Origin of the sequence: Rhizomonospora bruguierae (genome assembly GCF_018397995.1) — a bacterium.
Taxonomy (GTDB): Bacteria; Actinomycetota; Actinomycetes; order Mycobacteriales; family Micromonosporaceae; genus Rhizomonospora; species Rhizomonospora bruguierae.
Genome location: NZ_BBQH01000056.1, coordinates 17,828 through 37,819 on the forward strand (window position 1 = coordinate 17,828; position 19,992 = coordinate 37,819).

The following is a 19,992-nucleotide window of genomic DNA, read 5'->3' on the forward strand; positions in this document are numbered from 1 at the left end:
GGGGATCGTCCCCAGTAGAGCATCAGTCAGCCCCGGCCGGCGGTCTGCGCCCGCAACGGTCGGCACGGCCTCGTTGCCGCACGCTACCGCCGAACCGCGAGTCGACGTCGCCCGGGCTCCGCCCCCTACGCCACGCGACGCACGGGACGCAGCAGGGTGAGCGCGCGCAGCGCGTCGGCACGGGAGATCGGCTGGTCGTCCTCGGCCTGCATGGTCAGCGCCATCTCGACCGCCTGGCGGATCCAGGCGGTCTTGGTGACCCCGGTGCTCTTCGCCGCCGCCGCGACGGCCTCGTCGAGGGCCATCGGCAGGCGCAGCGACCGCACCACCATGACCTCGGAGCCTTCCGGCGGCAGCGACGCGAGCGTCTCCGCCTCCTGCCGCGGGGGCATCGGCGGTTCGAAGGTCAGGTCGCCCATGAAGGCGGCAGCCTCTTCCGGGGTACGCGGCAGGTCCCGGTCGTCGGTCATCGCGTCTGCTCCCATCGAACGAAGTCGGCCAGTTCGTCAGCGGTCATGTCCCGGGCGCCGATGATCTTCCAGGCGAAGTCGTCGGCGCGGCGGACGGCCACGATCAACGGCCGCCCGGTTCGCGAGTGCCCGCAGCGCCCAGTCTTCCCATTCGTACGGCACCACCCCAGCGTACTACGCGCGTATTCTCTCCTCCGAGGGTCGGCGGCGTCGCGGCACCCGGAGGTACCTTTGGTCGCTGTGCCAGCACCCGAGATCACCGTCGTCACCCCCAGGGAACGTGAACGGGTCGTCGACTCGTTGGTCGCCGCGTTCACCGACGACCCCATCCTGCGATACCTGTTCCCGGACAAAGCCACCTACCCGCAGTACGCCGCTGCCTTCTTCGGGCACCTCTTCGACAAGCGGGTGCACCGGGAAACGATCTGGACGATCGGGCACGGCGCATCGGTGGCGATCTGGGAACCACCCGCCGCCGAGAACCCGCCGCCGGACGATCCTCTCACCGCCCGACTACCCGCCGACGCGCTAATGCGCGTCAATGCCTACGACCGGGCCGTGCACGCCGCCCTGCCGGCTTCCCCTTTCTGGTACCTCGGTGTCGTGGGCACCCACCCCAGCTACGCCGGCCGCCGCTGGGGCCGGGCGGTCATGCGGGCTGGACTGCGTCGCGCCGCCGACGACAACCTGCCGGCGGTCCTGGAAACCAGCAACCCCGTCAACGTCGAGGTGTACCGCCGCGCCGGCTGGGAGGTCACACGCGCCGTAACGGAACCGCTGCCTATTTGGATCATGCAACTGTCGGCACGCTGACCGACCGTTACGGGCGAGGAGACCCCGATGTCAGCTCGCTCGTAGCGGTCGATCCTGACCTCCGCAGCGCGCTCGTGCTGATGCTGTGCGCGGTACTTCAGGTGAACTTCTTCGTCCTGCTGGGCGCGAGCGATACCGGTGGCGAGTTCCTCACCGGCGGCAACCAGGCGCGGCGCATCGGCTGTCGCCGGGGTTGGTGCAGGCGGGTGCCAACCTGCTCCCCTCCGGCGGCGTGATCGTGAAGACGGCGCACCTGCCGTGGTGGTGCGCCCCCGTGCTGGGCTGGTTATGCCTGGTCCGCCTTCTGGTATTGCTCGTCGGGGACGGGTTCGAGCCAGGTGGTGGGGTCGCTACCGTCGGGCTTGGCCTCAAGCATGGCCAGGTGGCTCATGAAGGTCTCTGCGGCGGCGCCGTGCCAGTGTTCCTCGCCGGGTGGGCAGACGACGGTGTCTCCGGCGCGGACGTGGACTATGTTGCCGTCGCGGGTGCCGACCAGGCCGACGCCATCGGTGACGTGCAGGGTCTGACCAACGGCGTGGGAGTGCCAGTTGGTGCGCGCGCCTGGGCTGAACCGTACGAGCGCCACCGTCATCCGCGACGGCTCGGTGCCGTTGTAGATCGGGGTCATGTAGACGTCGCCGGTGAAGTTCTGCGCGGGGGTCTTGACGGTCGCAGCGACGGGCTTGAGTTCCATGATGGTGCTCCTTGGTCGGTGTGCTTTAGGTACGGCAGCAGGGCCTTGATGGCACGGCGTTCGTCCATCGCCCGGTAGCCCTCGGCGGTGGTCCAGCGGCAGGGCGAGGTCGAAGACCTTGCCCGGATCGATGGCGCGGCTGGTGACCAGGTCGATGAGTTCGGGCAGGAACCGCCGCACCGGCGCGGGCCGATCCACTCACGGCGGACGCAGGAGGTCTGGTAGCCGGCGCGGCAGATCTCGCAGGGTGTTGTCGGACGCGGCGAACGAGCCGGCGACGCGGACGTCACCCGGGGTGTACAGCATCGTTCCGCGCATGTTGATGACCCTTTCAGCTTGCGAAGACGATGCTCAGGCGTCGTATCGGCGGCAGATCAGCCGGCGGAGGCGAAGACCTGCTTGGCGACCGTCATAGCGGACATGGCCTTAGGCCAGCCGGCGTAGAACGCCAAGTGCGTGATGGCTTCGACAAGTTCGGCCTCCGTCACGCCGTTCTGCTTGGCGTAGCCGAGATGGAACACCAACTGCTCGGAATTGCCTGCCGTCAGTAGCGCAGCCACCGTGACCAGGCTGCGGTCACGAGCCGGAAGTTCGGGCCGCTCCCACACCTGGCCGAACAGCAGCTCGTCGGTGTAGTGCACCAGCGCGGGCGCGAAATCGCCGAACATCTTTCGCGCGCCCGAAGGCTGTTGATCGTTGGACATTCTTGCTCCCTACCATGCCGTAGCCATCCCATCTTCCTCGTGCTCCGTACCGAGCCCTCAAGCTCCGTGCGTGCTCAGATATCATCAAACACCTGGCCAGGGCACTGAGGGAGGCAACGGCGAAGCAGGTAATGACAGACCCCCTCACCTCCCGGGAATCGGACGTAGCGTGAAGCCATGGACAGCAGGGACGACGTACGCGAGTTCTTAGCCTCCCGCCGCGCCAAGATCACGCCAGCGCAGGCGGGCCTGCCGAACTACGGCGGTAGCCGCCGCGTACTCGGGCTGCGCCGCGCCGAAGTCGCCCTGCTCGCCGGAGTCAGCCCGGACTACTACGTCCGCTTGGAACGCGGCAACCTCACCGGGGTGTCCGACAGCGTCCTGGAGGCCGTCGCTCGCGCTCTGCAGCTCGACGAGGCCGAACGCGAACACCTGTTCGACCTCGCCCGCGCCGCCAACACCAAACCCCGTGTACGCCGCCGCCCCGCCCCGCAGATACGGCCCGGCATCCGGCAACTGCTCCACGCGATGACCGACGCCCCGGCGTTCGTGCGCAACGGACGTCTGGACATCCTCGCCGTCAACCCGCTCGGCCAAGCGCTGTACGCCCCCGCCTTCGACACCGCTGCGCGACCGGTCAACCTGGCCCGGTTCTGTTTTCTCGACTCCCGAGCCCTGGACTTCTACCCCGGCTGGGACGACTCGGCCAACATCACCGTCAACCTCCTGCGCACCGAAGCCGGACGCGACCCCTACAACAAGGACCTCACCGACCTAGTCGGCGAGCTGTCCACCCGCAGCGAAGACTTCCGCACCCGCTGGGCCGCCCACAACGTGCGCCTGCACCAGACCGGCAGCAAACGCTTCCGCCACCCCATCGTCGGCGACCTGATCCTGCAGTTCGAGGCAATGCCGCTACCCGCCGACCCCGGCCTGACCTTAACCGCCTACAGCGCCGAACCCGGCACGCCGACCCACGACCGCCTACGTCTGCTCGCCAGCTGGGCCGCCAGCAGCCAGCCCGACACCGCCCCCGACGTCAGCAACCGCTGACCGCAACTGGCCAACGCCAGCCGCAGCAGTCAGCCGCTCAGAAACCCCCTGTGAGGAAGGCTTCACGATGCGTACGCGCAAGCTCGGCACCAGCGACCTGCGAGTGTCCGCCATCGGGTTCGGTGCCATGGGCATGAGTCAGAGCTACGGACCCGCACCACACCGGGCCGACAACATCGCGCTCATCCGCGCCGCCGTCGAACGCGGCGTCAGCTTCTTCGACACCGCCGAGGTCTACGGCCCATTCGTCAACGAAGAACTCGTCGGCGAAGCCCTCCAACCATTCCGCGGCCAGGTCGCCATTGCCACCAAGTTCGGCTTCGCCTTCGACGCCGACGGCCGCCAGACCGGCCTGTCCAGCCGACCCGAACACATCAAGCAGGTCGCCGACGCCTGCCTCAAGCGTCTGCGCGTCGAGGCCATCGACCTGTTCTACCAACATCGCGTCAACCCCGACGTACCCATCGAAGACGTCGCCGGCACGGTCAAAGAACTGATCGAGGCGGGCAAGGTCAAACACTTCGGCCTGTCCGAAGCCGCCGCCGACACCATCCGCCGCGCCCACGCCGTACAGCCCGTCACCGCGGTGCAGAGCGAATACTCGCTGTGGTGGCGCCGACCCGAAGCCGAGGTCCTACCCACACTCGAAGAACTGGGCATCGGCTTCGTTCCCTTCAGCCCGCTCGGCAAGGGCTTCCTCACCGGGAAGATCACCCAGGACACCGAATTCACGAGCAACGACATCCGCACCACCATCCCGCGCTTCGACCACGACGCACGCCAAGCCAACCAGACCCTCGTCGATCTGCTGGCCGCCATCGCGGCCCGAAAGAATGCCACCCCGGCCCAGATCGCCCTTGCCTGGCTGCTGGCTCAGAGGCCCTGGATCGTGCCCATTCCGGGCACCCGCAAGCTCGAACGGCTGGAGGAGAACATCGGCGCCGCCGACGTGGAACTGACCGTCGACGACCTACGAGAGATCGACGACACCGCCACCAAGATTGAAATACAAGGTGCCCGATATCCCGACCACCTCGAACGCATGACGAACCTCTGACCACCCGAGGATCTCAACCCCTGTGCGTACAGTGCAGCGTACTGCCATACGCGAATTGACCGCGTATGGCAGTACGCGGATGTGAACGACCCGCGCCCGGCTTATCCAACGGGCAGATCAGCCGCTATAGCCAGACGGCCACGGGGGGATGCATCCCGCCGGGGGGACGTCACAGAACCGCAAACGCGTAGCGCGACCGGCCGATCACTGACGTAGCGGCCAGTTTCGCGTTCGAGTAGACGTTTAAGGACGCCCCCGGCCGAGCGATTGGGGGCATCCTTGCATTGGCTCGATGTACGGGCGCGAAACGCGCCTGGATCGCTGCTACATGTTGACTGGCGGTACGACCGCAGCCCGGCCAGGCTTGGTCGAGGTGACCGGCGGGATCGCTCCTATCGCGGCTGCTCACCGTAATTCTTTGGCTCCTCATCCGGCATGCGTCCTGCCTGATTTCGGCAAGTTGAAGTGGCCCCGGTTCGGCATTCTGAAGTGGCCCCGGTTCCTGGGTTGCGGGGTTGGGCGGTATCTTGATTTGGCCCGCTCGCCGGTCGCTGCGAAGTGCGGCACTCCGATTGGGCCGCACCGTCGGAGCAGGCGGCAAGATTGGTGACGACCCCCTGCAGACCAGCCACCGCCCGGGGCTTGGCCAGGTCGAGGCGCGGGGTCGATACCGCGAATGCGCGCGATCCAGCAAACATCACTGGTGTTGATATTGCACGCACCAGGCAGGCAGAGAAATCCAATCGTGTACGCGATCTTCGCCTCCCGGCGCGGCACCTGGCTGTCGCCGCAGAGAACGTGCGCCGCCAGTGGCGGCAAGCCCGCGCCGACGCCGGTCTCGAATGGGGTACCCCACGCACCTTCCGCAGACCGTCGCCACCCTGATCGACAAGGAGGCCGACGCCAAGAGCGCCGCTGCGCAGCTCGGACACGCCACCGAGCAGGTCGCCAACAAGCACCACATCGTCAAACCCGCCCTCGCCCCGGACAGCTCCGACATCCTCGAACAGCTTGGGGCAGGTCCGGAGATTACCGGCCCTGCGCCTCAAGATCGTGGGAAGCGCCGGGCCAAGTAACCACGCACCCCCGCTGACAGGTACGCGGAACCTGATCGCCGGTAGGCGTTTGTGGGGGGGGCGATTCAAAACCGCATCGATGAACACGAGGCCCTGACCAACGCTGATGCTGGTCAGGGCCTCATCTTGAGCCGCCTGACGGAATCGAACCGTCGACCTACGCATTACGAGTTGGTCGGATGAAGGTGAATGCGGTTGAACGGGTTCCCGCTCTCGCAGGTCAGAGCCGGTTTCGGGAGCGCATTCACCCCTGTTCCTTCGTATTCATATCGCCCGGAGTGTTGCCGATCTTGTTGCCATATTGGCGCGCTCTGCATCGACGGACAGATCGCTGTCGCCGCCCGCTCGGGCGGCATGCTCTCCTGGTTTGGTGACCGCCGGCCGTGCCAGTCGGGCAGTGACCGGTCGGCCGGCGGCCACCTGCACCCGGCGCGAACCGGGGGGATGGTGGAAGGATCTAGCCCCTTTCCGGAGCCAACGAAGGTACCTCCCGACCGTCACCCCTAGGTGTCGGTCTGTGCACATGGTGCATGATCGCGGATCGCGTGGGGGCGTAACCTCGGCCGCGGTGGGCTCAATCAGTCCTGCGCGAGGCGGATCTGCACGGCGTCCGCCGGCCAGATGTCACCCGATCCATCCGAGTAGGCGACATGCAGCACCGGCACGCCCTCCGCTATCTGAAACGCGACGCGCTCATCAGTGGTAGGCATCCGGGCGGTGACCACGGCCCCCTCGCCCACCTCGACGACTTGCGCTGGCGGCTGCTCGCGCACCACCACACCGTAGCCCCGGATGTACTCGGCCAGCCCCTCATTACGCAGCACACGCACCGCACGGCGGACCGTCTCCCTGGCCAGACCATACGTCTGCATGAGCGCAGTCTCGGACGGTAGCCGGCGGCCGGGCGGCACCTGACCGCCGCGCACCAGGTCGCGCAGGTGGTCGGCGAGCTGCTGGTACCCGGTGATGTCCGGCCCCGGGCTGATCACGGCGCAACCGTAGGTGCACTGCTGGTCAGGGGTACTCGCGTACCCGGGTATCCCAATTTCGACCTGAGCGTGTCCTTGCGACGACGCCGCCCCCGGCCGGGTGCAACAGCGATGGCGATCTCCGCGAGCTTGTCGGGTCCGCGACACGTCTCTGGCCGTTCGTCCCCTGCCGACGCTGGGTGACAGCCGCCACACTGCCCGGGTGAGCTACCCCCCGCCACAGGACCCGTACCAGCCGCCGCGGTCCGGTCCGCCGTACCCGCCGCAGCTGCCGCCCGCGGTGCGGGGCCCGGCGCCGGTGCAGCCGCACGGCACCCCGCCGACGCTGTGGAATGGCCGGCCGGTCAGCGGCCAGCCGATGTCGCCCGTGCCGCCGTACGCCCCGTCGCCGCTGCCGGTGGCGGTGTCACCCGGTGCGCAGCCTCCGATGTCGATGCCCGCGCTGTTCAGCATGATCTTGGGGATTATCGGCGTGGTTACCAGCTGTTGCAGCCTGGGCATCCCGTCGATCGCCGCGGTGGTTCTCGGTCATGTCGCGCTGCCGAGCACGAACCGGAAGGAGCGGGGTGGCCACGGCATGGCGGTGGCTGGCCTGGTGATGGGCTACATCATGGTGGCGCCGGCGATCATATTCACGTTGTGGTTCGGATTCGGGATGTTCCTGTCGGCGATCGGCGCCGCGACGACCCCGCCTACGCCTACGCCGTCCGGGCCGTGATGTGGACGAGGCGCCCACGGTGGTCTGTGGACGCCTCGGTTGTCGCCGGCCAAGCGACGCGGCGAGGGTAGCGGGCGGGTGCGACAGGACGGGCGCCAGGCTGGACGGCGATGGAGCGGCGGGCCAGCCCGTCAGTGCGCGATGTCGCCACCGCCTTCGCACCAGCCACAAGGCGGCATCGGCATCACAGGGCAGCGGCAGCCATCCTCCACCGCGTCGTCATCGATGGCGGCCGGCCGCTTCGGCGCCCGGGCGGGCTTGGGTGCTGCCGCCCGGCGGGCGCGGCGGCGGGCATTGCGGGCGTCCCTGAGTTGCTGGCGGTGAGCGGCGCGCTGCGCCGAGATCAGGGCACCAAGCTCGCGGGCGGCAGCCCACGCGGCTTCCGCTGGCATCATCCGGCGGTCCGTCATCCGCCGTCATCCGCCGTCACTCCGAGGTCTCCTTCCGAGCTCCGCCCTTGCCGCCGCCACTGCGCCCCTCGGCGATCTGCTGGACGCGGTTGCGGTGGAGCCCGAGCTGTTCGCCGATCTGGGCGAAGCTGAGGCGCTGGGCCCGCATCTCGGCGACCGCCTCCTGCCGAATCTTGCGCAGGCGCTCCTGAAACTCCGGGATGGCGAGCAGGCGCTGCCCGGCCTGGCGGGCGCGCTCCGCCGGGTCCTTGATCCGGTCGAGCTTGTCGATTCCCTCCAATGGGTTCTCCACGTTGTGATCGTAGTGGGTAGCTTGTCAATCTGACTGTAGTGGGTGGGTTGACAGTTGACAAGGGTCCCACTACGGTAGTGGGTACCAGGGCAACAGCCCCAGGACAGCAAAACGACCCCCGGCCAGCGCGCCAACGCCGACCGAGGGCCTACCGCACCAAGGGAGCGCGCCAACGCTCCCCAGCACTTGACCAGCACCTGAGCTACCAGGAGCAGTCCAATGCAGCACGCTACCAACACCGGCGACGCCCACATCCGCCCCTACGGCGCCCTGACCCTCATGGCCTCCCGCACCGTCGACGGCGGCTATGCCGTCAACGTGTTCGTCGGCGCCGAGCGTGAGTCGGAGCTCTGCTTCACCAGCGCGGACCGCGCCTACTACCGGGCCCGCTACGGGCGGATCGCCCGCCTGGCGCTGGCCGGGCAGACGGCGGAGAACATCGCCCTGATCCTCGCCGCCGAGGAGGCCGCGGTTATCGCCGCCGCCGAGGAGGCCGTCTCGCCGGCCGGTCTGGCTGCGATCGCCCGACCGAAGCCGCAGGTGCGGCCCACCATGGCGGGCGCCCACCTGATCGGCTTCATCTCCGACGCGGTGTTCCACGCGCTGGAGATCGCCGAGCGGGAGGGTCGGGTGCGCCGCGGCCTCACCCGCGACGGCCGGGCTCCCTTCGGGGTGCTGAACTCCGCCGCCCGCAAGGGCCTGCTCAAGCTGACGCCGGCCGAGGGTGCTCGCCACGCCAACTGGGCGTTCGGCGAACTGACCGCGGTCGGCCGCAACGTGCTGGCCGACGAGCGGGCGCGCCGGGCGCGCGAGACCAGGAAGGCCGGTGCCCGATGAGCACGTTCACGATGCCCACCCGTGGCGACTTCGCCGCCCCGAACGAGCTCATCGTGCACGTCCCCGCCGACGCCGAACCCGACTTTCTGGGCCGGCTTCAGTTCACCGCATTCTGGCTCACCGACCAGCAGTGGGTGCCCGGCGGAGTGCAGGGGCAGGTGTTCCGCACCAACCTGGTTCATTTCACTGGCCGGGCTGTCACCGACGGCCACACCGTCCGGGTCGTGCGCCTGCCGGAGGTGACCCGGTGAGCCGGATCTTCGTCACCGGCGACGACCAGGCGGCGATCGCCGAGGTTCGGATCGACGACGTGGAGGGCTTCGCCACCGCCGCGTGCCTGACTCCCGGCTGCGGCTGGGCGACCGAGCCGGATCGGTTCGACGACCTCCGCGACGCGGTGGAGGACGCCGGCATCCACGTCGACCGACCGCACCACCCGGGCGGCGCCCCCAAGCCGCCGGCGCCGAAGCCCGTGGCTGACGCGGTGCTGCGGCTGCACGCCGACCTGCTGGACGCCGACCGCGATGGCGCCAGCTCCAACGACCTGGCCCAGATCGACCAGACGGCCGCGGCCATCGTCAACCAGAACAGGAGCATGTGATGGGCACCTTCACCAGCTCGAAGTCCGGCTACATCGCCAGCGAGCGCCGGCCCACCCGCACCATCCTGGTGGGTGGCGAGCGCCGCCAGATCGTGGTGCGCCCGGCGCGGAGCAACGCCCGGCGGGCGGCCATCCGCGAGCAGTTGGCGGGCGCTCGGTGAAGGAAGTTGCGGTCGAGGTCCTGCTCGCCGAGTGCGACGGGCTGAAGACCGTCCTTCGGTAGGTCGCCCGCTCAGGCGAGGATCACGTCCCGGTGTTGCCAGGCCAGCTCGAGGCAGCCCGCGCCGGCCGGGGCCATGTGCCCGGGCGACGCCCGACCGGAGTCCAGCAGCGTGCGCACTCCGCGCTCGGTGAACGGCGCGCGGCCGGTCAGCACCAGGCCCTCGTCGTTGAACTCCACGAAGTCGCCGGCCAGCTCGTCGAACAGATCCGCGTCGAACACGGCGACGGTGAGCACTTCGCTGATAAGGGTGAGCGCGTCCAACGCGACGCCGAGGCAGAACACCTTCAGGCGGCCGTCCGCGCGCGCCCGATCCAAGGTGACAAACGGCTCGTCGTCGTAGCGGACCGGCTGCCCGTCGCCGTCGTGCTCGGCGTTTCCCAGCAGCTCCTCGCTGTACTCGCGCTGGATGTTGCGCCACAAGCCGAAGTCGACGGCCACGCCAGAGGGCAGCACGCTGGACGGCTGGAAGATCCCGGAGGGGATCACCTGGAGCATGCCGCCGGCGATGGCCACGCTGCGCGGATCGCGGCGATGCAGGATGAAGCTGTCGCCGTCGGCGCCGCGGCGGATGGTGAGCGTGGAGATCGCCGGCAGGACGGGGCGTCGACTCAGGTCGAACGGGTCGTGGACGAGCCGGCGGAACGGCAGTTCGCGTAGCACCGGGCGGCGGTCCGGCAGTGAGCCGTCTTCCCCCAGTGCGACGTACGCAAGTTCGTGCGCGAGGACTTCGGCGACGTCGACGGCGCAGAAGTAGGCGGTGTCGGCGAACGCCATGCGCCCCTTGTCCTGAACCCACGACACGTCGGTGAGTCGCCAGCACGGCCGGTTTTCGAACAGCCGCGGGTGCGCGAGGTCGCGGATGGCGTTGCTGTATCGCGGATACCTCTGCACCAGCGACTTGCGGGGGCGGACGTGCGCCGTTTCCGCTTCCGTTCCGTCGAGGGTGGGTGTCGGCGCGTCCTGCTCGTGGTCCAGCTGGATGGCATCGAGGGGAATCGGCTCGGTCGGCATCCATGACGGTGGGGCGATCAGGCCGGTACCGCCGAGCACCACCTCGGGCTCGTACAACTGGGCGGCGATCTGGGTGAGGGCGAAGCGGTTGACATTGAGCGCGCGCCGGGCGCGCTGCCACTCCTCCTGGCTGCGCGTCACCCGGGGATCCGCGCTGGCCGGGTCTTCGCCCACGTACGCCTCCATGAAGTCGGGGATGGATGCGATCGGCTGCGGATCGAGGCCAAGGTCGGCGACGGACACGCCGAGCACCTCGGCGAGCAGCCGTCGGTTGAGGGCGCCGGGCACCACCTTCGCACGTTCCCAGCGACTGACGGTGTGCGCGGAGACCGCGACGCCGGACCGCCCCTGAGCGGCGGCCAGCCTGGTCATGCGCTCGGCGACATCCTGCTGCGACAGCGCGGCGGCTCCGCGAAGCTCACGGAGTCGGTTGTGCGTAGACATTCGAACCTCCCCTCGGGCCGCAGCGCGTGGGCATGTGCGACTCAGCGTATGGGCAAGGGGACGCGCTGCCCACCTTCTGCGCGGTCACTGCTGACTCCGCGCCGTTCTGCCCGGCCGACCCGAGGGCCACGGTGGACGCATCGAAGGGATCGGCGGAGGTGACGGTGATGGTCTACCGGTTGGGTACCGGCCCGGGGCGTGGGGTGTCGGCAACTGGACAGCCGGAGTGTCCGCCGTGGTGCGCCACCCGGCACGGGGTGTGCGAGACGGACGCCGTGTTCCACCACGGCCTGCCCGCCCGGATCCGGACGGAGGATGGCCCGCTCGCCGACGAGGTGCTGGTGGCGGCGGAGCGCCTGGATCTGCTGGGCGAGCCCGGCGACGCCACCGTGTACGTCGAGGGTGCCGCGCAGTCGGCGTTGAGTCCGGCGCAAGCGGTGCGGCTGGCCCGGGCGCTGCTCGACGCCGCGGTGGCTGCGTCCGGCGGTGCGGTCGCCTTCACCCTGCTCGAGCGGACGGGCGGCGACCATGCGGCGCCTAGTCGGTGACCGGGGAGCCGTCGCCGGCGGCGAGCTGGTCGATGTGGACGGCACGCAACTGGTAGATGGTGCGCCGGATGTGCGGCCGGCGCCGCCAGTTGTCGGCGCCCCACGTCTGGTCGGCCACCTCGGGGCCGGCGGCGAGCGACCGGTAGACCGTCGACTCGGACACGCCGAGACGCGCCGCGGTGTCGGCGGTGCTGATCCACTCGCTCATGGACGGCCCTTCGCGTGCATGCCAGCGATGATCGCACGCCCCTCTTCTGAGTCAAAGCCGTCCGTGCTTTCACCCAATGCGCTCCCATCTTTGCCGTCGCTTGCATCTTTGCCGTCTCTGCCGTCACACTAGCGAGCATGGCCGACCACCCGACCACCCGACCGGTCGGGGTGCCGACCACCCGGCCGACCACCCCGGTCGACCACCGCCCGACCGGTCGGCCCGACCACCGCCCGACCACCCGACCGACCGACCACCTGGAGGCCCTGCGATGAGCGACCAGATCGACGCCGCCACCCGACTACTCGGTCGGCTCGCCGGCGTGCTCGACCACCCGACCGCCCTCGCGGTCGGCATCGGGGTGGTCGTGGCCGGTCTGGTCGGGCTGGTGCTGCGGCGCTGGTTCGCCCGACCGACCGCCCGACCGGCTGCCGGTCGGACCACCGGTCGGACGACGGCCGACCGGTTCATGACCTTCTTCGGCGCCGCGGTGGCGACCGGGGTGGTCGGCACCGGAATGTGGTCGTTTTTCACCGACGTGCTGCACATCGACAACCAGGCGATGCGCACGGCGCTGTTCGCCTTCTTCGAGATCGCGATGCTGGCCAGCGCGCTGCGGTCCCGCCGGTTCCGGCTGGACCGGGCACGGCGACCGGACGACGAGCAGGGCCGCCGCGAGGTGGACGTCGACGGCATCGCCGTCTGGGTGTTGGCCCTGCTGTCCGGCACGTTCGCCGCCAGCGACCAGGACACGGCGGCCGGTGTGGCGCTGCGACTGGTGGCCCCGATGGTGGCCGCGTGGTTGTGGGAGCGGGGGTTGGCGGGCGAGCTGCGGCAGTTCACCCGGGCCCGGCGCGGGCGCATCCACCTGCGGTTGTCGCTGGAGCGGGTGCTGGTGTGGCTGCGGATTGCCGAGGCGACGGGCCGCGAGGTCGCGGATGTGGACCGCGACCGGCAGATCGCCCGCTTGGCGCGGCGCGCCTACCGCCTGAACATGCTGCCGACCGAGGCGGGTGCCCGGCGGTGGGTGGCCACCCGCATCTACCTGCGGCTACTGAATCGGGCCAACGAGCAGTGGGGGCTGGCTGGTGATCCGGTGCTGCGCCGCCAGCTGCAAATGAACCTCGCCACCCTCTATCAGGCGGTCGAGGGCACTGCGCCGGACGCGGTCGCCCACCTGGCCCCCTGGTCGGCCTCGACCACTGCCCCGATGGCGCCGCCGACCACCCCGACCACCGGTCGGGCCGTGGTGCCGGCAACCGAGCCGACCACCCCGACCGCCCCGCGCCCGACCGGTGCGCCGGCCGTCCCGACCACCAACGGCCGACCGGTCGACCACCCCGTAACCGCCGTGGTCCGACCGATCCGACCGGTCGGGCCGACCGGGAAGCGGCACGGGCCGACCGCCATCGCGGACGCGACGTTCCTCCGCGAGCGGTACGGAGACGACCAGTCGGCCGACCACTTCCCCGGCCGCAACGCACTCTGGCGCGAGCACGGCGGCAATCAAGGCCGGTGGTCGGCTGCGCTCGCCGCGCACCGCGATGGAGCCGACCGCCCGACCACTGCACCCGACCAGTCCGAGCCGACCGATGACCGGGAGGACAGCCGGACCGCCCTGATTGGAGCGACCGCATGACCATGACCGAACTGCCGGCCCGCCGGCGGCCCAGCCCGCGGTCCACCGCGGTCGTCGTCCGGCGGACCACAGTCCCGCCGCAGCGCCGCACGCTGTCGACCACCTATGGGGTGACGGCCGCCCTGTTCGCCCTCGCCGTGGTGCTGCTGGGCGCGGCGGCCGTCGCCGAGCGTCTGGCCGGCGAGCCGACGCTCGCGCGGTGGCTAATGGTCGGCGTCGGGGCGGCGGCGACGGGCGCGCTGCTGGCGGCTGGCACGGCGAGCGTGAGGAGGCAGCGGTGACCGAAATCCAACCCATCCAGCTTCAGTACCTGCGGGTCCGCGACGATGCGCCCGTAGTGATCCGTGACCCCATCGCCCAGATGGTGCAGCGCGCCGCCGAGCAGGGCGTCGACCTGGAGGTGACGTTCCGCGCCCGCCCCCTGACCAGCACAAACGCGCGCCAACCCGTGCATGCCACGTACCTGGGTTCACGGCCGATGTCGCCCACCGAGTTGGCGCTGCATCAGCAAATGTTGGCAGCGCCGCAGACGTTCGCGCCGCGCGGCGTTCAGGGCGTGGTGCCGGCCCGGCAGTGGCGGACCGTCGCGGTGTTTGGCGGGGTCGCCGTTGGCACGCCAGCGGTGATGTTCGGGCTCCTCGCCCCGGTCGCCGGGGTGCCCGCCGCGCTGGTGCTCACGCTCGCCTTTGTTGCGGTCGCCCTCCGGGTGCTGCTGCGACGTCGGGGGACCTCCGGATCCGCAACCGGCCACTGCCCCGGCGCATTCCATCGCTGACCTGTGCAAACACCAGCCTGTCAGGAACCCGATCCGACCTATGTCCCGAGAGGAAACCATGACTATGGCCCTTACGTCGAGCCTGTCGCTTGAGGAGAAGCGGCTACTCAACGTCGCCTACATGCGGGCGCTGACCGTCCCGGCTCTACTGGCCCGTGCGGATGCGCAGATCGACGATATCCGCGTCCTCATGCAGCTCAACTTCCTGCTGGCACTCACCGCGGCCGGCGAGGTGCCTGTTGAGCAGGTCAAGGCCGACCGCCGCGACGCGACCATCCGGCTGGCCGAGCTGGGTCGACGGTGGGTCACCACCAACCCAAGGAACCGCCTCCTGCGTGACCTGCAGTCGGCCGCCTCGCGGGGGCTGAGCCTCGCGAAGGCGCTCGAAGCTGGCGCGGACACCGTCCACCAGGTGCTGGCTGCCGATTTCGCCACGCTGCGGTACGCGGGCGACCGGCGGGAGGTGCCTCGACTGACGGACTACGCGGTGCGCCACGCCAGGGATTACGTCCTGGTCTGCACTCGCAGGGTCGGCGTGGTCCTCGGCCCCTGACAGCCACCTCACCTGCACAAACACCCTCTGACACCGACGCCTGACAGGAGCTGACGATGGCGACCCGCACGAAGGCCCCGGCCCGGGAGATGGCCCGGGACGGCCACGGCCGCAGCCTGAAAACCCGCGGCATGCCGTTCCTCGGGCTGCTGGTGATGCCCCCGGGCGCGCTGGTCGCCGGCCTGGCCGTGCACCTCGCCGTCCGGGACAGCGTGGTTGGGCTGGGTTTGACCGCGGCCGGGTTGGGTGCGGCGTCGGCCGTGCTCGCACTGGTGGCGTGGGCGGTGGGCCAGCATCGCGACCTGTCGGTGACGGTGCATGTGGTGGCCACGGTCGCGGCGACCGGGCTCGGTGAGGCCGTGACGGTGGTGGTGGGTCTCCAGCGGTGGTGGGCGTACGCATTCTTGCTGGGTGGCTGGCTTGTGGCTGCCAGCTGGGGCATCCGGCGCATCGACGCGTTCCGGAAGGACCACCGGGAGGAGCCGGAGAAGGAGGACTCGCTGCGGAAGGAGCTGGGCTTGGAGGGCACCCGATTCGGCCGTCCGAAGCACCACGTGGACGAGAAGGGCGAGGTCACCCGCATTGAGGTGCCGGTGAAGCACGCGCCGGGCAAGACGGTGGATGTGATCCAGCAGGCGGTGCCGGGCATCGAGTCGCTGGCGAACGCCCCGCGTGGCCGGTCCCGGGCGGTGCCGGGGGAGGGTGCGGCGGCGTCCACGCTGGTCATCATCACCAAGGACGTGCTGAAGGACCTGATCCCCTACCCCGGTCCGTCGGCGCCGGGCGGCTGCATCACGGATCCGCTGGTCAGTGCCATGTATGAGGACCAGCTCCCCACTCGCCGGTACATCGCCGGTGGTACGCCCGAGGCGCCGAACCCGTCGAGCACCGGCCGGATGGGCATGACCCGTACCGGCAAGACCCTGAACGCCCAGGTCGATGCCCTTGAGGTCATCAGCCGCCGCAACGCCCAGTTCATGTGGTTCGACACGATTAAGGGGGCGCAGACGGTCCGGCCGCTGCGCCAGGGCTTGGACATCATCGTCGCCTCGGACGACCCGAAGACGTTCCGCGCCGGGATGAAGGCGCTGATCGCGCTGGTCAAGTGGCGTACCAACCGGCTCGGCGAGTGCGGCTACCGGTCGTGGACGGCGAAGGTTACGGACGACCCGCGGCTGCGGATGCCGTTCCTGATCGCCCACTTCGAGGAGGCCGACGCGCTGTGCGACATCGCCCCTGACGAGATGGTGTTCCTCGCCTCCAAGGGCCTGTCCGTGGGCGTCGCTACCAGCATCAGCTTGCAGCGGGCCGATGCCACGTCGATGCCGACCGGCCTGCGGTTCAACATCGGCAACTGGTCGGTGTTCGGCTGCGGTGACCAGTACAGCGCCGGGTTCGCGCTCAGTGACGCGACGATCGACGCCGGGGCGCATCCGGAGAACTGGAAGCAGTCCAAGCCCGGCTACCACTACGTCGAGGGCATCGGCATTCCGGAGGACCGGTGGCCGGTAGCGGCGAAGTCGTTCTTCGCCACGGACGCGGAGATGGAGGCGCACACCACCCAGTGGGCGCCGCAGATGATGCCGCTGGACGAGGGCAGCCAGGTCGCGCTCGGGTCGTGGTATGCGGCGGCGAAGGCAGAGACGCTGCGGCTGCGGCTGAAGTGGGACGCCGACGGGCAGGCCCTGCCGCTGGTGCACGACGGCGCCCCGGGGCCCGCCGCGACCAGCGCAAACACCACCCTGACGCGGGGTGGTGACAGCCCGGCTGTGCTGCCTGACAGTGACGAGGACGACGAGGTCGCCGACCAGCGGCGAGCCCGGCAGCAGTTGATCGACGACATGGAGGACGACGTGGCCAGCGGTGCTGTGGACCTGGGCCTGGATGACGACGACCCGGACGACCGGGGCATGGGCGACATCGACATCACCAAACCGGTACCGCAGCCGACGGGGGATGACGGGCTGAGCTGGGCGGACGAGAAGATCCCGCCGACGGACCGGGCTGCGGCGTTGGCCGCGTTCGAGCGGGCGCTGCGGGAGATGGCCGAGGACGAGAGCCTGCGCGACCAGGCCAACCCGGACGTGGCGGTGTTCAACGTGGACGCGCTGGCCAGGCGGTACAAGTTCCGGAGCCGCCCGTGGTTTTCCGAGATCCTGTCTGATGCTGCGGAGGGCGCGCTGACGCTGCCGGGCCTGTCGCTGACCCGGACGGACAAGCCGGGCTTTTACCGGCTGGAGCGGCTGGCGGACGTGGTCCCGATCGGTAACAGCGCGTGATCCCGGCTCGTCTGACGCGTCAGCCGTCAGTTGATCTCCCCGCCTATGGGGAAATTCGACCTGACACCCGGCCCGACAGCCCTTCCGACAGTCCCTGACACACCCTCCGACACCCGCCTGACGACTACCCGCAGTGATCAAACAAAGGAGCTGACACCATGTCCGGACAGGGCATCACCGGTCTCGTCACCCCGTACAACACCAGCGAGTTCGCCGCGATGGTGGAGGCCGCCCGGTCTCACCACTACGCGGTGATGGACCAGTACGTCACCATCGCCGCCGACCTGCGGCGCCTGCTGGCCCGCATCCCCGGCGACCGGCTCGGCAACGTGGACTCCAAGATGGCGGCCCGGCGGGTGGCGCGGCAGATCTCCCGCGCCGGCACCTACGAGGCGTACGCCGCCCGAGCGGGGATCCGCGCCTTCCACCTGTACCAGCAGCTCTTCACGAACAAGGGCCAGCAGGCGCGGGCCAAGACCTTCGACCCGAACAAGTAAGGGGCGACGGCGATGAGTGCGCTTGCGGAGAAGTTCGACGGGATGCAGTTGTGCCGGCGCCGCCTCCTCAACGCCCTGCACGAGAACGGGCGAGGACTGGAAACCATGGCGCTGCTCGACCACTCACGCGCCGAGGTCGACGACGTCGTGGAGTTGGCGCGACAGGGACTGGTCCGCGTCATCGACCGGGCCACCCGGCAGTGGGTCGACTGGATGGTCCTCGACCGCAGCCGAGAGCGGGCCGCCGACGAACAGTTCGGGGTGCTGCTCGCCCCGGCCGGCGTGGCGTGGCTGGCAGCCGATTTCGCGACCCGGGCGATCCGCATGGCCCACGGACACCGGATCGGGCAGCTCGCCAGCAGCCTGGGCGTCGACCCGGAGCCGGTGGTGGAACTGGTCAAGGGGGGCTACCTGATGGCGGTCGACGCCGACGGGAACGAGGTACCCGAACACGCAGTGGTGCTGCGCCGCGCGCATGCGGACGCGGACACGTGGCGGCTGAGGACGACCGAGAAAGGCCGCTGGGCGATCGGCTGGTCGGGGTGATGGGTCATGGGTAAGGGGCTGAACAAGGCCGTGGATGCGGCGTGGCGGGCGTTCGGCACTCGCTACTGGAAGGTCATCATCACCCTGTCGATGCTGCGCAAGTCCGCCCCCGTCCTGGCGGCGCTGACGGCGGCGGGGATCATCGTGGGCGGGTCGGTGTGGGCGTGGCGTCGCGCCATCGCAGACAGCGAGGCGGTGCCGGCGCCGACCAGCACCGCCGCAGCCCCGGCAGTCGCCGCCGCCACACCCACCCCGGACGCCGGACGCGACCTGGTGCCGGGGGCGTGGTGGATGTGGGTGGGCGGGTGCTTCGCCCTCGTCGCCTGCGTGCTCGCGGTGGCGCGGCTGACCAACCCGATGTGGCTGCCGCCGTGGCAGCGACCCGGTGGAGCGCGGGCGATGGTCGTCGGCGGTCTTGCGGCCGCCGCTTTTGTGGTCGGGGCGTGGCTGGTCGGTGCTCGGTGACTATCCCCGCCGACACGGCCACCGAGCCCGCTACGGACCCGCGCGACGGTCACTGCTACCGGTTTATCGTCAAGGACCCCTGGGTCGGCTACGCCAGCACCTGCGTCGGCTACATCGGCGAGTCGATCCGCATCCCGTTCGTGCGCATGATGGAACACGTCCTTGACCAGTGGTGGGCGGACACCATCGTCGCGTGGGAGGTCATCGACACCTACCCCAGCAAGGGCTCGGCGATGGCCGCCGAGGAAGCCCTGGTGCGCGCGGAGATGCCCCTCTACAACTGGGAATACAACGGCGGGAACCCGCGCCGGATCGCGCCGTCGGAGCAGAAGCGGCAGGCGATCAAGCGGGGGTACGTGCGGAAGGCGCAGCCGATGCGCCCGCACAAGCCTCGCCGCTCCGCGGTGGAGTCCGCCGGCTCGCCGCCTCGCGCTGCCACCTCGCCCCGAGCCCGTCAGCCCCGGGTGCGGCTGATCACTGAGCGGGCGTGGTTCTGGTGGGCCGCGCTGTGGTTCGCGCTCGCGGTCACGGTCGGCAGCTGGCTGCACGCCCGTAACCTCCCGCTGGGTGACAGCGCATGGGCGGGCATGGGCGTGGCCTTCCGGGCCCTGGCCGAGCTGGAGGCCGCCGTGCGCAAGGCCCGCGAGCGGATCGCCGTGCACCTGGTGTTGGACAGCGGGTGGAAGTACGCCGACCTCGGCCGGGCACTCGGCGTCACCAGGCAGGCCGCCAGCAAGACCTACGGCCCCGCCGTTGAGGAGCAGATGCGCCGCAACCTCCGGCGGCACCTGGCCCCCGAGGCCACCCAGTGACCGACCGCGCCGACGCGGCCCGCGCCCAGCTCGCCGACGAGCTGGGCGCCGTCGCCACCGCCCTGTCGGCCATCCTCGGCACCGACATCCACGCCATCCTCACCCAGCGGATCGCCGAGCGGGCCGGGTGGCTGGTGGCCGAGCTGGAGTCCGGCGCCCTGCCCGACGAGATCGCCACCGACCTCCTCGCGGTGCTGTGGCCGCACAGCGACCCGGACCTGGAGTGGTGGCGCACCCCCCTCGGCCTGCTGGTCGCCCCGACGTGGATGGCCAGGCTG

General features: G+C 70.0%; 29 protein-coding genes and 1 pseudogene. 21 read left to right on the forward strand and 9 right to left on the reverse strand.

What is annotated here, in order from left to right; all coding sequences use genetic code 11:
* Positions 1-125 precede the first annotated feature (125 nt).
* Entirely contained in the window at positions 126-470 is a 345-nt protein-coding gene (locus tag KJS59_RS24235) for a hypothetical protein (protein WP_213455270.1), read from the reverse strand.
* Positions 471-710: 240 nt separating this feature from the next.
* Between KJS59_RS24235 and KJS59_RS24240 the strand changes: the two genes are divergently transcribed.
* Positions 711-1,283, forward strand: coding sequence for a GNAT family N-acetyltransferase (locus KJS59_RS24240; protein ID WP_213455271.1), 573 nt, complete (start codon positions 711-713; stop codon positions 1,281-1,283).
* A 286-nt stretch (positions 1,284-1,569) separates the two neighbouring features.
* Here the strand turns inward: KJS59_RS24240 and KJS59_RS24245 are convergent, their stop codons facing one another.
* Both KJS59_RS24245 and KJS59_RS24255 read right to left on the reverse strand, forming a co-directional pair.
* On the reverse strand, positions 1,570-2,157 hold the full coding sequence (locus KJS59_RS24245; protein WP_249714828.1) for a (R)-mandelonitrile lyase: 588 nt from the start codon (positions 2,155-2,157) through the stop codon (positions 1,570-1,572).
* Positions 2,158-2,351: 194 nt separating this feature from the next.
* Positions 2,352-2,681 (reverse strand): carboxymuconolactone decarboxylase family protein, encoded by a 330-nt coding sequence (locus tag KJS59_RS24255; protein ID WP_213455273.1) that lies wholly within the window; start codon positions 2,679-2,681, stop codon positions 2,352-2,354.
* 177 nt (positions 2,682-2,858) lie between these two features.
* Here KJS59_RS24255 and KJS59_RS24260 point away from each other — a divergent pair, with 177 nt between their 5' ends.
* The 3 genes and pseudogenes from KJS59_RS24260 to KJS59_RS24270 form a co-directional block, all read left to right on the forward strand.
* Entirely contained in the window at positions 2,859-3,734 is an 876-nt protein-coding gene (locus tag KJS59_RS24260; RefSeq protein ID WP_213455274.1) for a helix-turn-helix transcriptional regulator, read from the forward strand.
* A gap of 67 nt (positions 3,735-3,801) precedes the next feature.
* On the forward strand, positions 3,802-4,791 hold the full coding sequence (locus KJS59_RS24265) for an aldo/keto reductase (protein WP_213455275.1): 990 nt from the start codon (positions 3,802-3,804) through the stop codon (positions 4,789-4,791).
* 751 nt (positions 4,792-5,542) lie between these two features.
* Positions 5,543-5,867, forward strand: a pseudogene (locus tag KJS59_RS24270) (tyrosine-type recombinase/integrase); the annotation flags it as partial.
* A 578-nt stretch (positions 5,868-6,445) separates the two neighbouring features.
* Here the strand turns inward: KJS59_RS24270 and KJS59_RS24275 are convergent.
* The gene (locus KJS59_RS24275; protein ID WP_213455276.1) at positions 6,446-6,856 is read right to left on the reverse strand and encodes a GntR family transcriptional regulator; all 411 of its coding nucleotides are present in this window, start codon (positions 6,854-6,856) and stop codon (positions 6,446-6,448) included.
* A 207-nt stretch (positions 6,857-7,063) separates the two neighbouring features.
* Positions 7,064-7,309: a hypothetical protein gene (locus KJS59_RS24280; RefSeq protein ID WP_213455277.1), complete on the reverse strand. Its 246-nt coding sequence runs from the start codon at positions 7,307-7,309 to the stop codon at positions 7,064-7,066.
* Here KJS59_RS24280 and KJS59_RS24285 point away from each other — a divergent pair.
* The gene (locus tag KJS59_RS24285) at positions 7,290-7,574 is read left to right on the forward strand and encodes a DUF4190 domain-containing protein (protein WP_213455278.1); all 285 of its coding nucleotides are present in this window, start codon (positions 7,290-7,292) and stop codon (positions 7,572-7,574) included. The genes KJS59_RS24280 and KJS59_RS24285 overlap by 20 nt on opposite strands.
* A 131-nt stretch (positions 7,575-7,705) precedes the next feature.
* Here the strand turns inward: KJS59_RS24285 and KJS59_RS24290 are convergent, their stop codons facing one another.
* Both KJS59_RS24290 and KJS59_RS24295 read right to left on the reverse strand, forming a co-directional pair.
* Positions 7,706-7,984: a hypothetical protein gene (locus tag KJS59_RS24290; protein ID WP_213455279.1), complete on the reverse strand. Its 279-nt coding sequence runs from the start codon at positions 7,982-7,984 to the stop codon at positions 7,706-7,708.
* Positions 7,985-8,000: 16 nt separating this feature from the next.
* The gene (locus tag KJS59_RS24295) at positions 8,001-8,276 is read right to left on the reverse strand and encodes a hypothetical protein (RefSeq protein ID WP_213455280.1); all 276 of its coding nucleotides are present in this window, start codon (positions 8,274-8,276) and stop codon (positions 8,001-8,003) included.
* A 219-nt stretch (positions 8,277-8,495) separates the two neighbouring features.
* Here KJS59_RS24295 and KJS59_RS24300 point away from each other — a divergent pair, with 219 nt between their 5' ends.
* Genes KJS59_RS24300 through KJS59_RS24315 form a run of 4 tightly spaced genes read left to right on the forward strand, consistent with a single transcriptional unit; the run spans position 8,496 to position 9,875 of the window.
* On the forward strand, positions 8,496-9,113 hold the full coding sequence (locus tag KJS59_RS24300; protein ID WP_213455281.1) for a hypothetical protein: 618 nt from the start codon (positions 8,496-8,498) through the stop codon (positions 9,111-9,113).
* Positions 9,110-9,364, forward strand: a complete 255-nt coding sequence (locus tag KJS59_RS24305; protein WP_213455282.1) for a hypothetical protein — start codon at positions 9,110-9,112, stop codon at positions 9,362-9,364. The genes KJS59_RS24300 and KJS59_RS24305 overlap by 4 nt, the downstream gene beginning before the upstream one ends.
* Positions 9,361-9,714 carry a hypothetical protein gene (locus KJS59_RS24310; RefSeq protein WP_213455283.1) on the forward strand — a complete coding sequence of 118 codons (354 nt, stop codon included), beginning with the start codon at positions 9,361-9,363 and terminating at the stop codon, positions 9,712-9,714. Before KJS59_RS24305 ends, KJS59_RS24310 begins: the two co-directional genes overlap by 4 nt.
* Positions 9,714-9,875, forward strand: coding sequence for a hypothetical protein (locus KJS59_RS24315; protein ID WP_213455284.1), 162 nt, complete (start codon positions 9,714-9,716; stop codon positions 9,873-9,875). Before KJS59_RS24310 ends, KJS59_RS24315 begins: the two co-directional genes overlap by 1 nt.
* A gap of 71 nt (positions 9,876-9,946) precedes the next feature.
* Here the strand turns inward: KJS59_RS24315 and KJS59_RS24320 are convergent, their stop codons facing one another.
* Positions 9,947-11,392 carry a helix-turn-helix transcriptional regulator gene (locus KJS59_RS24320; protein ID WP_213455285.1) on the reverse strand — a complete coding sequence of 482 codons (1,446 nt, stop codon included), beginning with the start codon at positions 11,390-11,392 and terminating at the stop codon, positions 9,947-9,949.
* Positions 11,393-11,424: 32 nt separating this feature from the next.
* Between KJS59_RS24320 and KJS59_RS24325 the strand changes: the two genes are divergently transcribed.
* Positions 11,425-11,940: a DUF6907 domain-containing protein gene (locus KJS59_RS24325; protein ID WP_213455286.1), complete on the forward strand. Its 516-nt coding sequence runs from the start codon at positions 11,425-11,427 to the stop codon at positions 11,938-11,940.
* Here the strand turns inward: KJS59_RS24325 and KJS59_RS24330 are convergent.
* Positions 11,930-12,148 carry a hypothetical protein gene (locus KJS59_RS24330; RefSeq protein WP_213455287.1) on the reverse strand — a complete coding sequence of 73 codons (219 nt, stop codon included), beginning with the start codon at positions 12,146-12,148 and terminating at the stop codon, positions 11,930-11,932. The genes KJS59_RS24325 and KJS59_RS24330 overlap by 11 nt on opposite strands.
* Before the next feature lie 137 nt (positions 12,149-12,285).
* On the opposite strand from KJS59_RS24330, the gene KJS59_RS24335 reads away from it, so the two are divergent.
* From KJS59_RS24335 to KJS59_RS24385, 11 genes are all read left to right on the forward strand, one after another.
* Positions 12,286-12,423, forward strand: coding sequence for a hypothetical protein (locus KJS59_RS24335; RefSeq protein ID WP_213455288.1), 138 nt, complete (start codon positions 12,286-12,288; stop codon positions 12,421-12,423).
* Positions 12,420-13,787 carry a hypothetical protein gene (locus KJS59_RS24340; protein ID WP_213455289.1) on the forward strand — a complete coding sequence of 456 codons (1,368 nt, stop codon included), beginning with the start codon at positions 12,420-12,422 and terminating at the stop codon, positions 13,785-13,787. The genes KJS59_RS24335 and KJS59_RS24340 overlap by 4 nt, the downstream gene beginning before the upstream one ends.
* Positions 13,784-14,068: a hypothetical protein gene (locus KJS59_RS24345; RefSeq protein WP_213455290.1), complete on the forward strand. Its 285-nt coding sequence runs from the start codon at positions 13,784-13,786 to the stop codon at positions 14,066-14,068. Before KJS59_RS24340 ends, KJS59_RS24345 begins: the two co-directional genes overlap by 4 nt.
* Complete coding sequence (locus KJS59_RS24350) at positions 14,065-14,562, forward strand: hypothetical protein (RefSeq protein ID WP_213455291.1); 498 nt, start codon at positions 14,065-14,067, stop codon at positions 14,560-14,562. The genes KJS59_RS24345 and KJS59_RS24350 overlap by 4 nt, the downstream gene beginning before the upstream one ends.
* Before the next feature lie 58 nt (positions 14,563-14,620).
* On the forward strand, positions 14,621-15,115 hold the full coding sequence (locus KJS59_RS24355; RefSeq protein WP_213455292.1) for a hypothetical protein: 495 nt from the start codon (positions 14,621-14,623) through the stop codon (positions 15,113-15,115).
* Between the two features lie 56 nt (positions 15,116-15,171).
* Positions 15,172-17,394 carry a hypothetical protein gene (locus KJS59_RS24360; RefSeq protein ID WP_213455293.1) on the forward strand — a complete coding sequence of 741 codons (2,223 nt, stop codon included), beginning with the start codon at positions 15,172-15,174 and terminating at the stop codon, positions 17,392-17,394.
* Between the two features lie 158 nt (positions 17,395-17,552).
* Entirely contained in the window at positions 17,553-17,891 is a 339-nt protein-coding gene (locus KJS59_RS24365; RefSeq protein ID WP_213455294.1) for a hypothetical protein, read from the forward strand.
* A gap of 12 nt (positions 17,892-17,903) precedes the next feature.
* Positions 17,904-18,437, forward strand: a complete 534-nt coding sequence (locus tag KJS59_RS24370) for a hypothetical protein (RefSeq protein ID WP_213455295.1) — start codon at positions 17,904-17,906, stop codon at positions 18,435-18,437.
* Between the two features lie 6 nt (positions 18,438-18,443).
* A complete protein-coding gene (locus tag KJS59_RS24375) occupies positions 18,444-18,902 on the forward strand; it encodes a hypothetical protein (protein WP_213455296.1) in 459 nt (152 codons plus the stop codon).
* The gene (locus tag KJS59_RS24380) at positions 18,899-19,714 is read left to right on the forward strand and encodes a hypothetical protein (protein WP_213455297.1); all 816 of its coding nucleotides are present in this window, start codon (positions 18,899-18,901) and stop codon (positions 19,712-19,714) included. The genes KJS59_RS24375 and KJS59_RS24380 overlap by 4 nt, the downstream gene beginning before the upstream one ends.
* Positions 19,711-19,992: hypothetical protein (locus KJS59_RS24385; RefSeq protein ID WP_213455298.1), on the forward strand; the 282-nt coding region annotated here is incomplete at its 3' end. The genes KJS59_RS24380 and KJS59_RS24385, both read left to right, overlap by 4 nt.

What these genes read in the sequence shown, in the direction of transcription:
- KJS59_RS24365 (WP_213455294.1), top strand. Translation starts at nt 17,553, where the DNA reads ATGTCCGGACAGGGCATCACCGGTCTCGTCACCCCGTACAACACCAGC.
- KJS59_RS24280 (WP_213455277.1), bottom strand. Translation starts at nt 7,309, where the DNA reads ATGCTGAACAGCGCGGGCATCGACATCGGAGGCTGCGCACCGGGTGAC.
- KJS59_RS24260 (WP_213455274.1), top strand. Translation starts at nt 2,859, where the DNA reads ATGGACAGCAGGGACGACGTACGCGAGTTCTTAGCCTCCCGCCGCGCC.
- KJS59_RS24265 (WP_213455275.1), top strand. Translation starts at nt 3,802, where the DNA reads ATGCGTACGCGCAAGCTCGGCACCAGCGACCTGCGAGTGTCCGCCATC.
- KJS59_RS24290 (WP_213455279.1), bottom strand. Translation starts at nt 7,984, where the DNA reads ATGACGGACCGCCGGATGATGCCAGCGGAAGCCGCGTGGGCTGCCGCC.
- KJS59_RS24360 (WP_213455293.1), top strand. Translation starts at nt 15,172, where the DNA reads ATGGCGACCCGCACGAAGGCCCCGGCCCGGGAGATGGCCCGGGACGGC.
- KJS59_RS24305 (WP_213455282.1), top strand. Translation starts at nt 9,110, where the DNA reads ATGAGCACGTTCACGATGCCCACCCGTGGCGACTTCGCCGCCCCGAAC.
- KJS59_RS24345 (WP_213455290.1), top strand. Translation starts at nt 13,784, where the DNA reads ATGACCATGACCGAACTGCCGGCCCGCCGGCGGCCCAGCCCGCGGTCC.
- KJS59_RS24375 (WP_213455296.1), top strand. Translation starts at nt 18,444, where the DNA reads ATGGGTAAGGGGCTGAACAAGGCCGTGGATGCGGCGTGGCGGGCGTTC.
- KJS59_RS24285 (WP_213455278.1), top strand. Translation starts at nt 7,290, where the DNA reads ATGCCCGCGCTGTTCAGCATGATCTTGGGGATTATCGGCGTGGTTACC.
- KJS59_RS24315 (WP_213455284.1), top strand. Translation starts at nt 9,714, where the DNA reads ATGGGCACCTTCACCAGCTCGAAGTCCGGCTACATCGCCAGCGAGCGC.
- KJS59_RS24300 (WP_213455281.1), top strand. Translation starts at nt 8,496, where the DNA reads ATGCAGCACGCTACCAACACCGGCGACGCCCACATCCGCCCCTACGGC.
- KJS59_RS24255 (WP_213455273.1), bottom strand. Translation starts at nt 2,681, where the DNA reads ATGTCCAACGATCAACAGCCTTCGGGCGCGCGAAAGATGTTCGGCGAT.
- KJS59_RS24355 (WP_213455292.1), top strand. Translation starts at nt 14,621, where the DNA reads ATGACTATGGCCCTTACGTCGAGCCTGTCGCTTGAGGAGAAGCGGCTA.
- KJS59_RS24330 (WP_213455287.1), bottom strand. Translation starts at nt 12,148, where the DNA reads ATGAGCGAGTGGATCAGCACCGCCGACACCGCGGCGCGTCTCGGCGTG.
- KJS59_RS24335 (WP_213455288.1), top strand. Translation starts at nt 12,286, where the DNA reads ATGGCCGACCACCCGACCACCCGACCGGTCGGGGTGCCGACCACCCGG.
- KJS59_RS24235 (WP_213455270.1), bottom strand. Translation starts at nt 470, where the DNA reads ATGACCGACGACCGGGACCTGCCGCGTACCCCGGAAGAGGCTGCCGCC.
- KJS59_RS24370 (WP_213455295.1), top strand. Translation starts at nt 17,904, where the DNA reads ATGAGTGCGCTTGCGGAGAAGTTCGACGGGATGCAGTTGTGCCGGCGC.
- KJS59_RS24320 (WP_213455285.1), bottom strand. Translation starts at nt 11,392, where the DNA reads ATGTCTACGCACAACCGACTCCGTGAGCTTCGCGGAGCCGCCGCGCTG.
- KJS59_RS24325 (WP_213455286.1), top strand. Translation starts at nt 11,425, where the DNA reads ATGTGCGACTCAGCGTATGGGCAAGGGGACGCGCTGCCCACCTTCTGC.
- KJS59_RS24340 (WP_213455289.1), top strand. Translation starts at nt 12,420, where the DNA reads ATGAGCGACCAGATCGACGCCGCCACCCGACTACTCGGTCGGCTCGCC.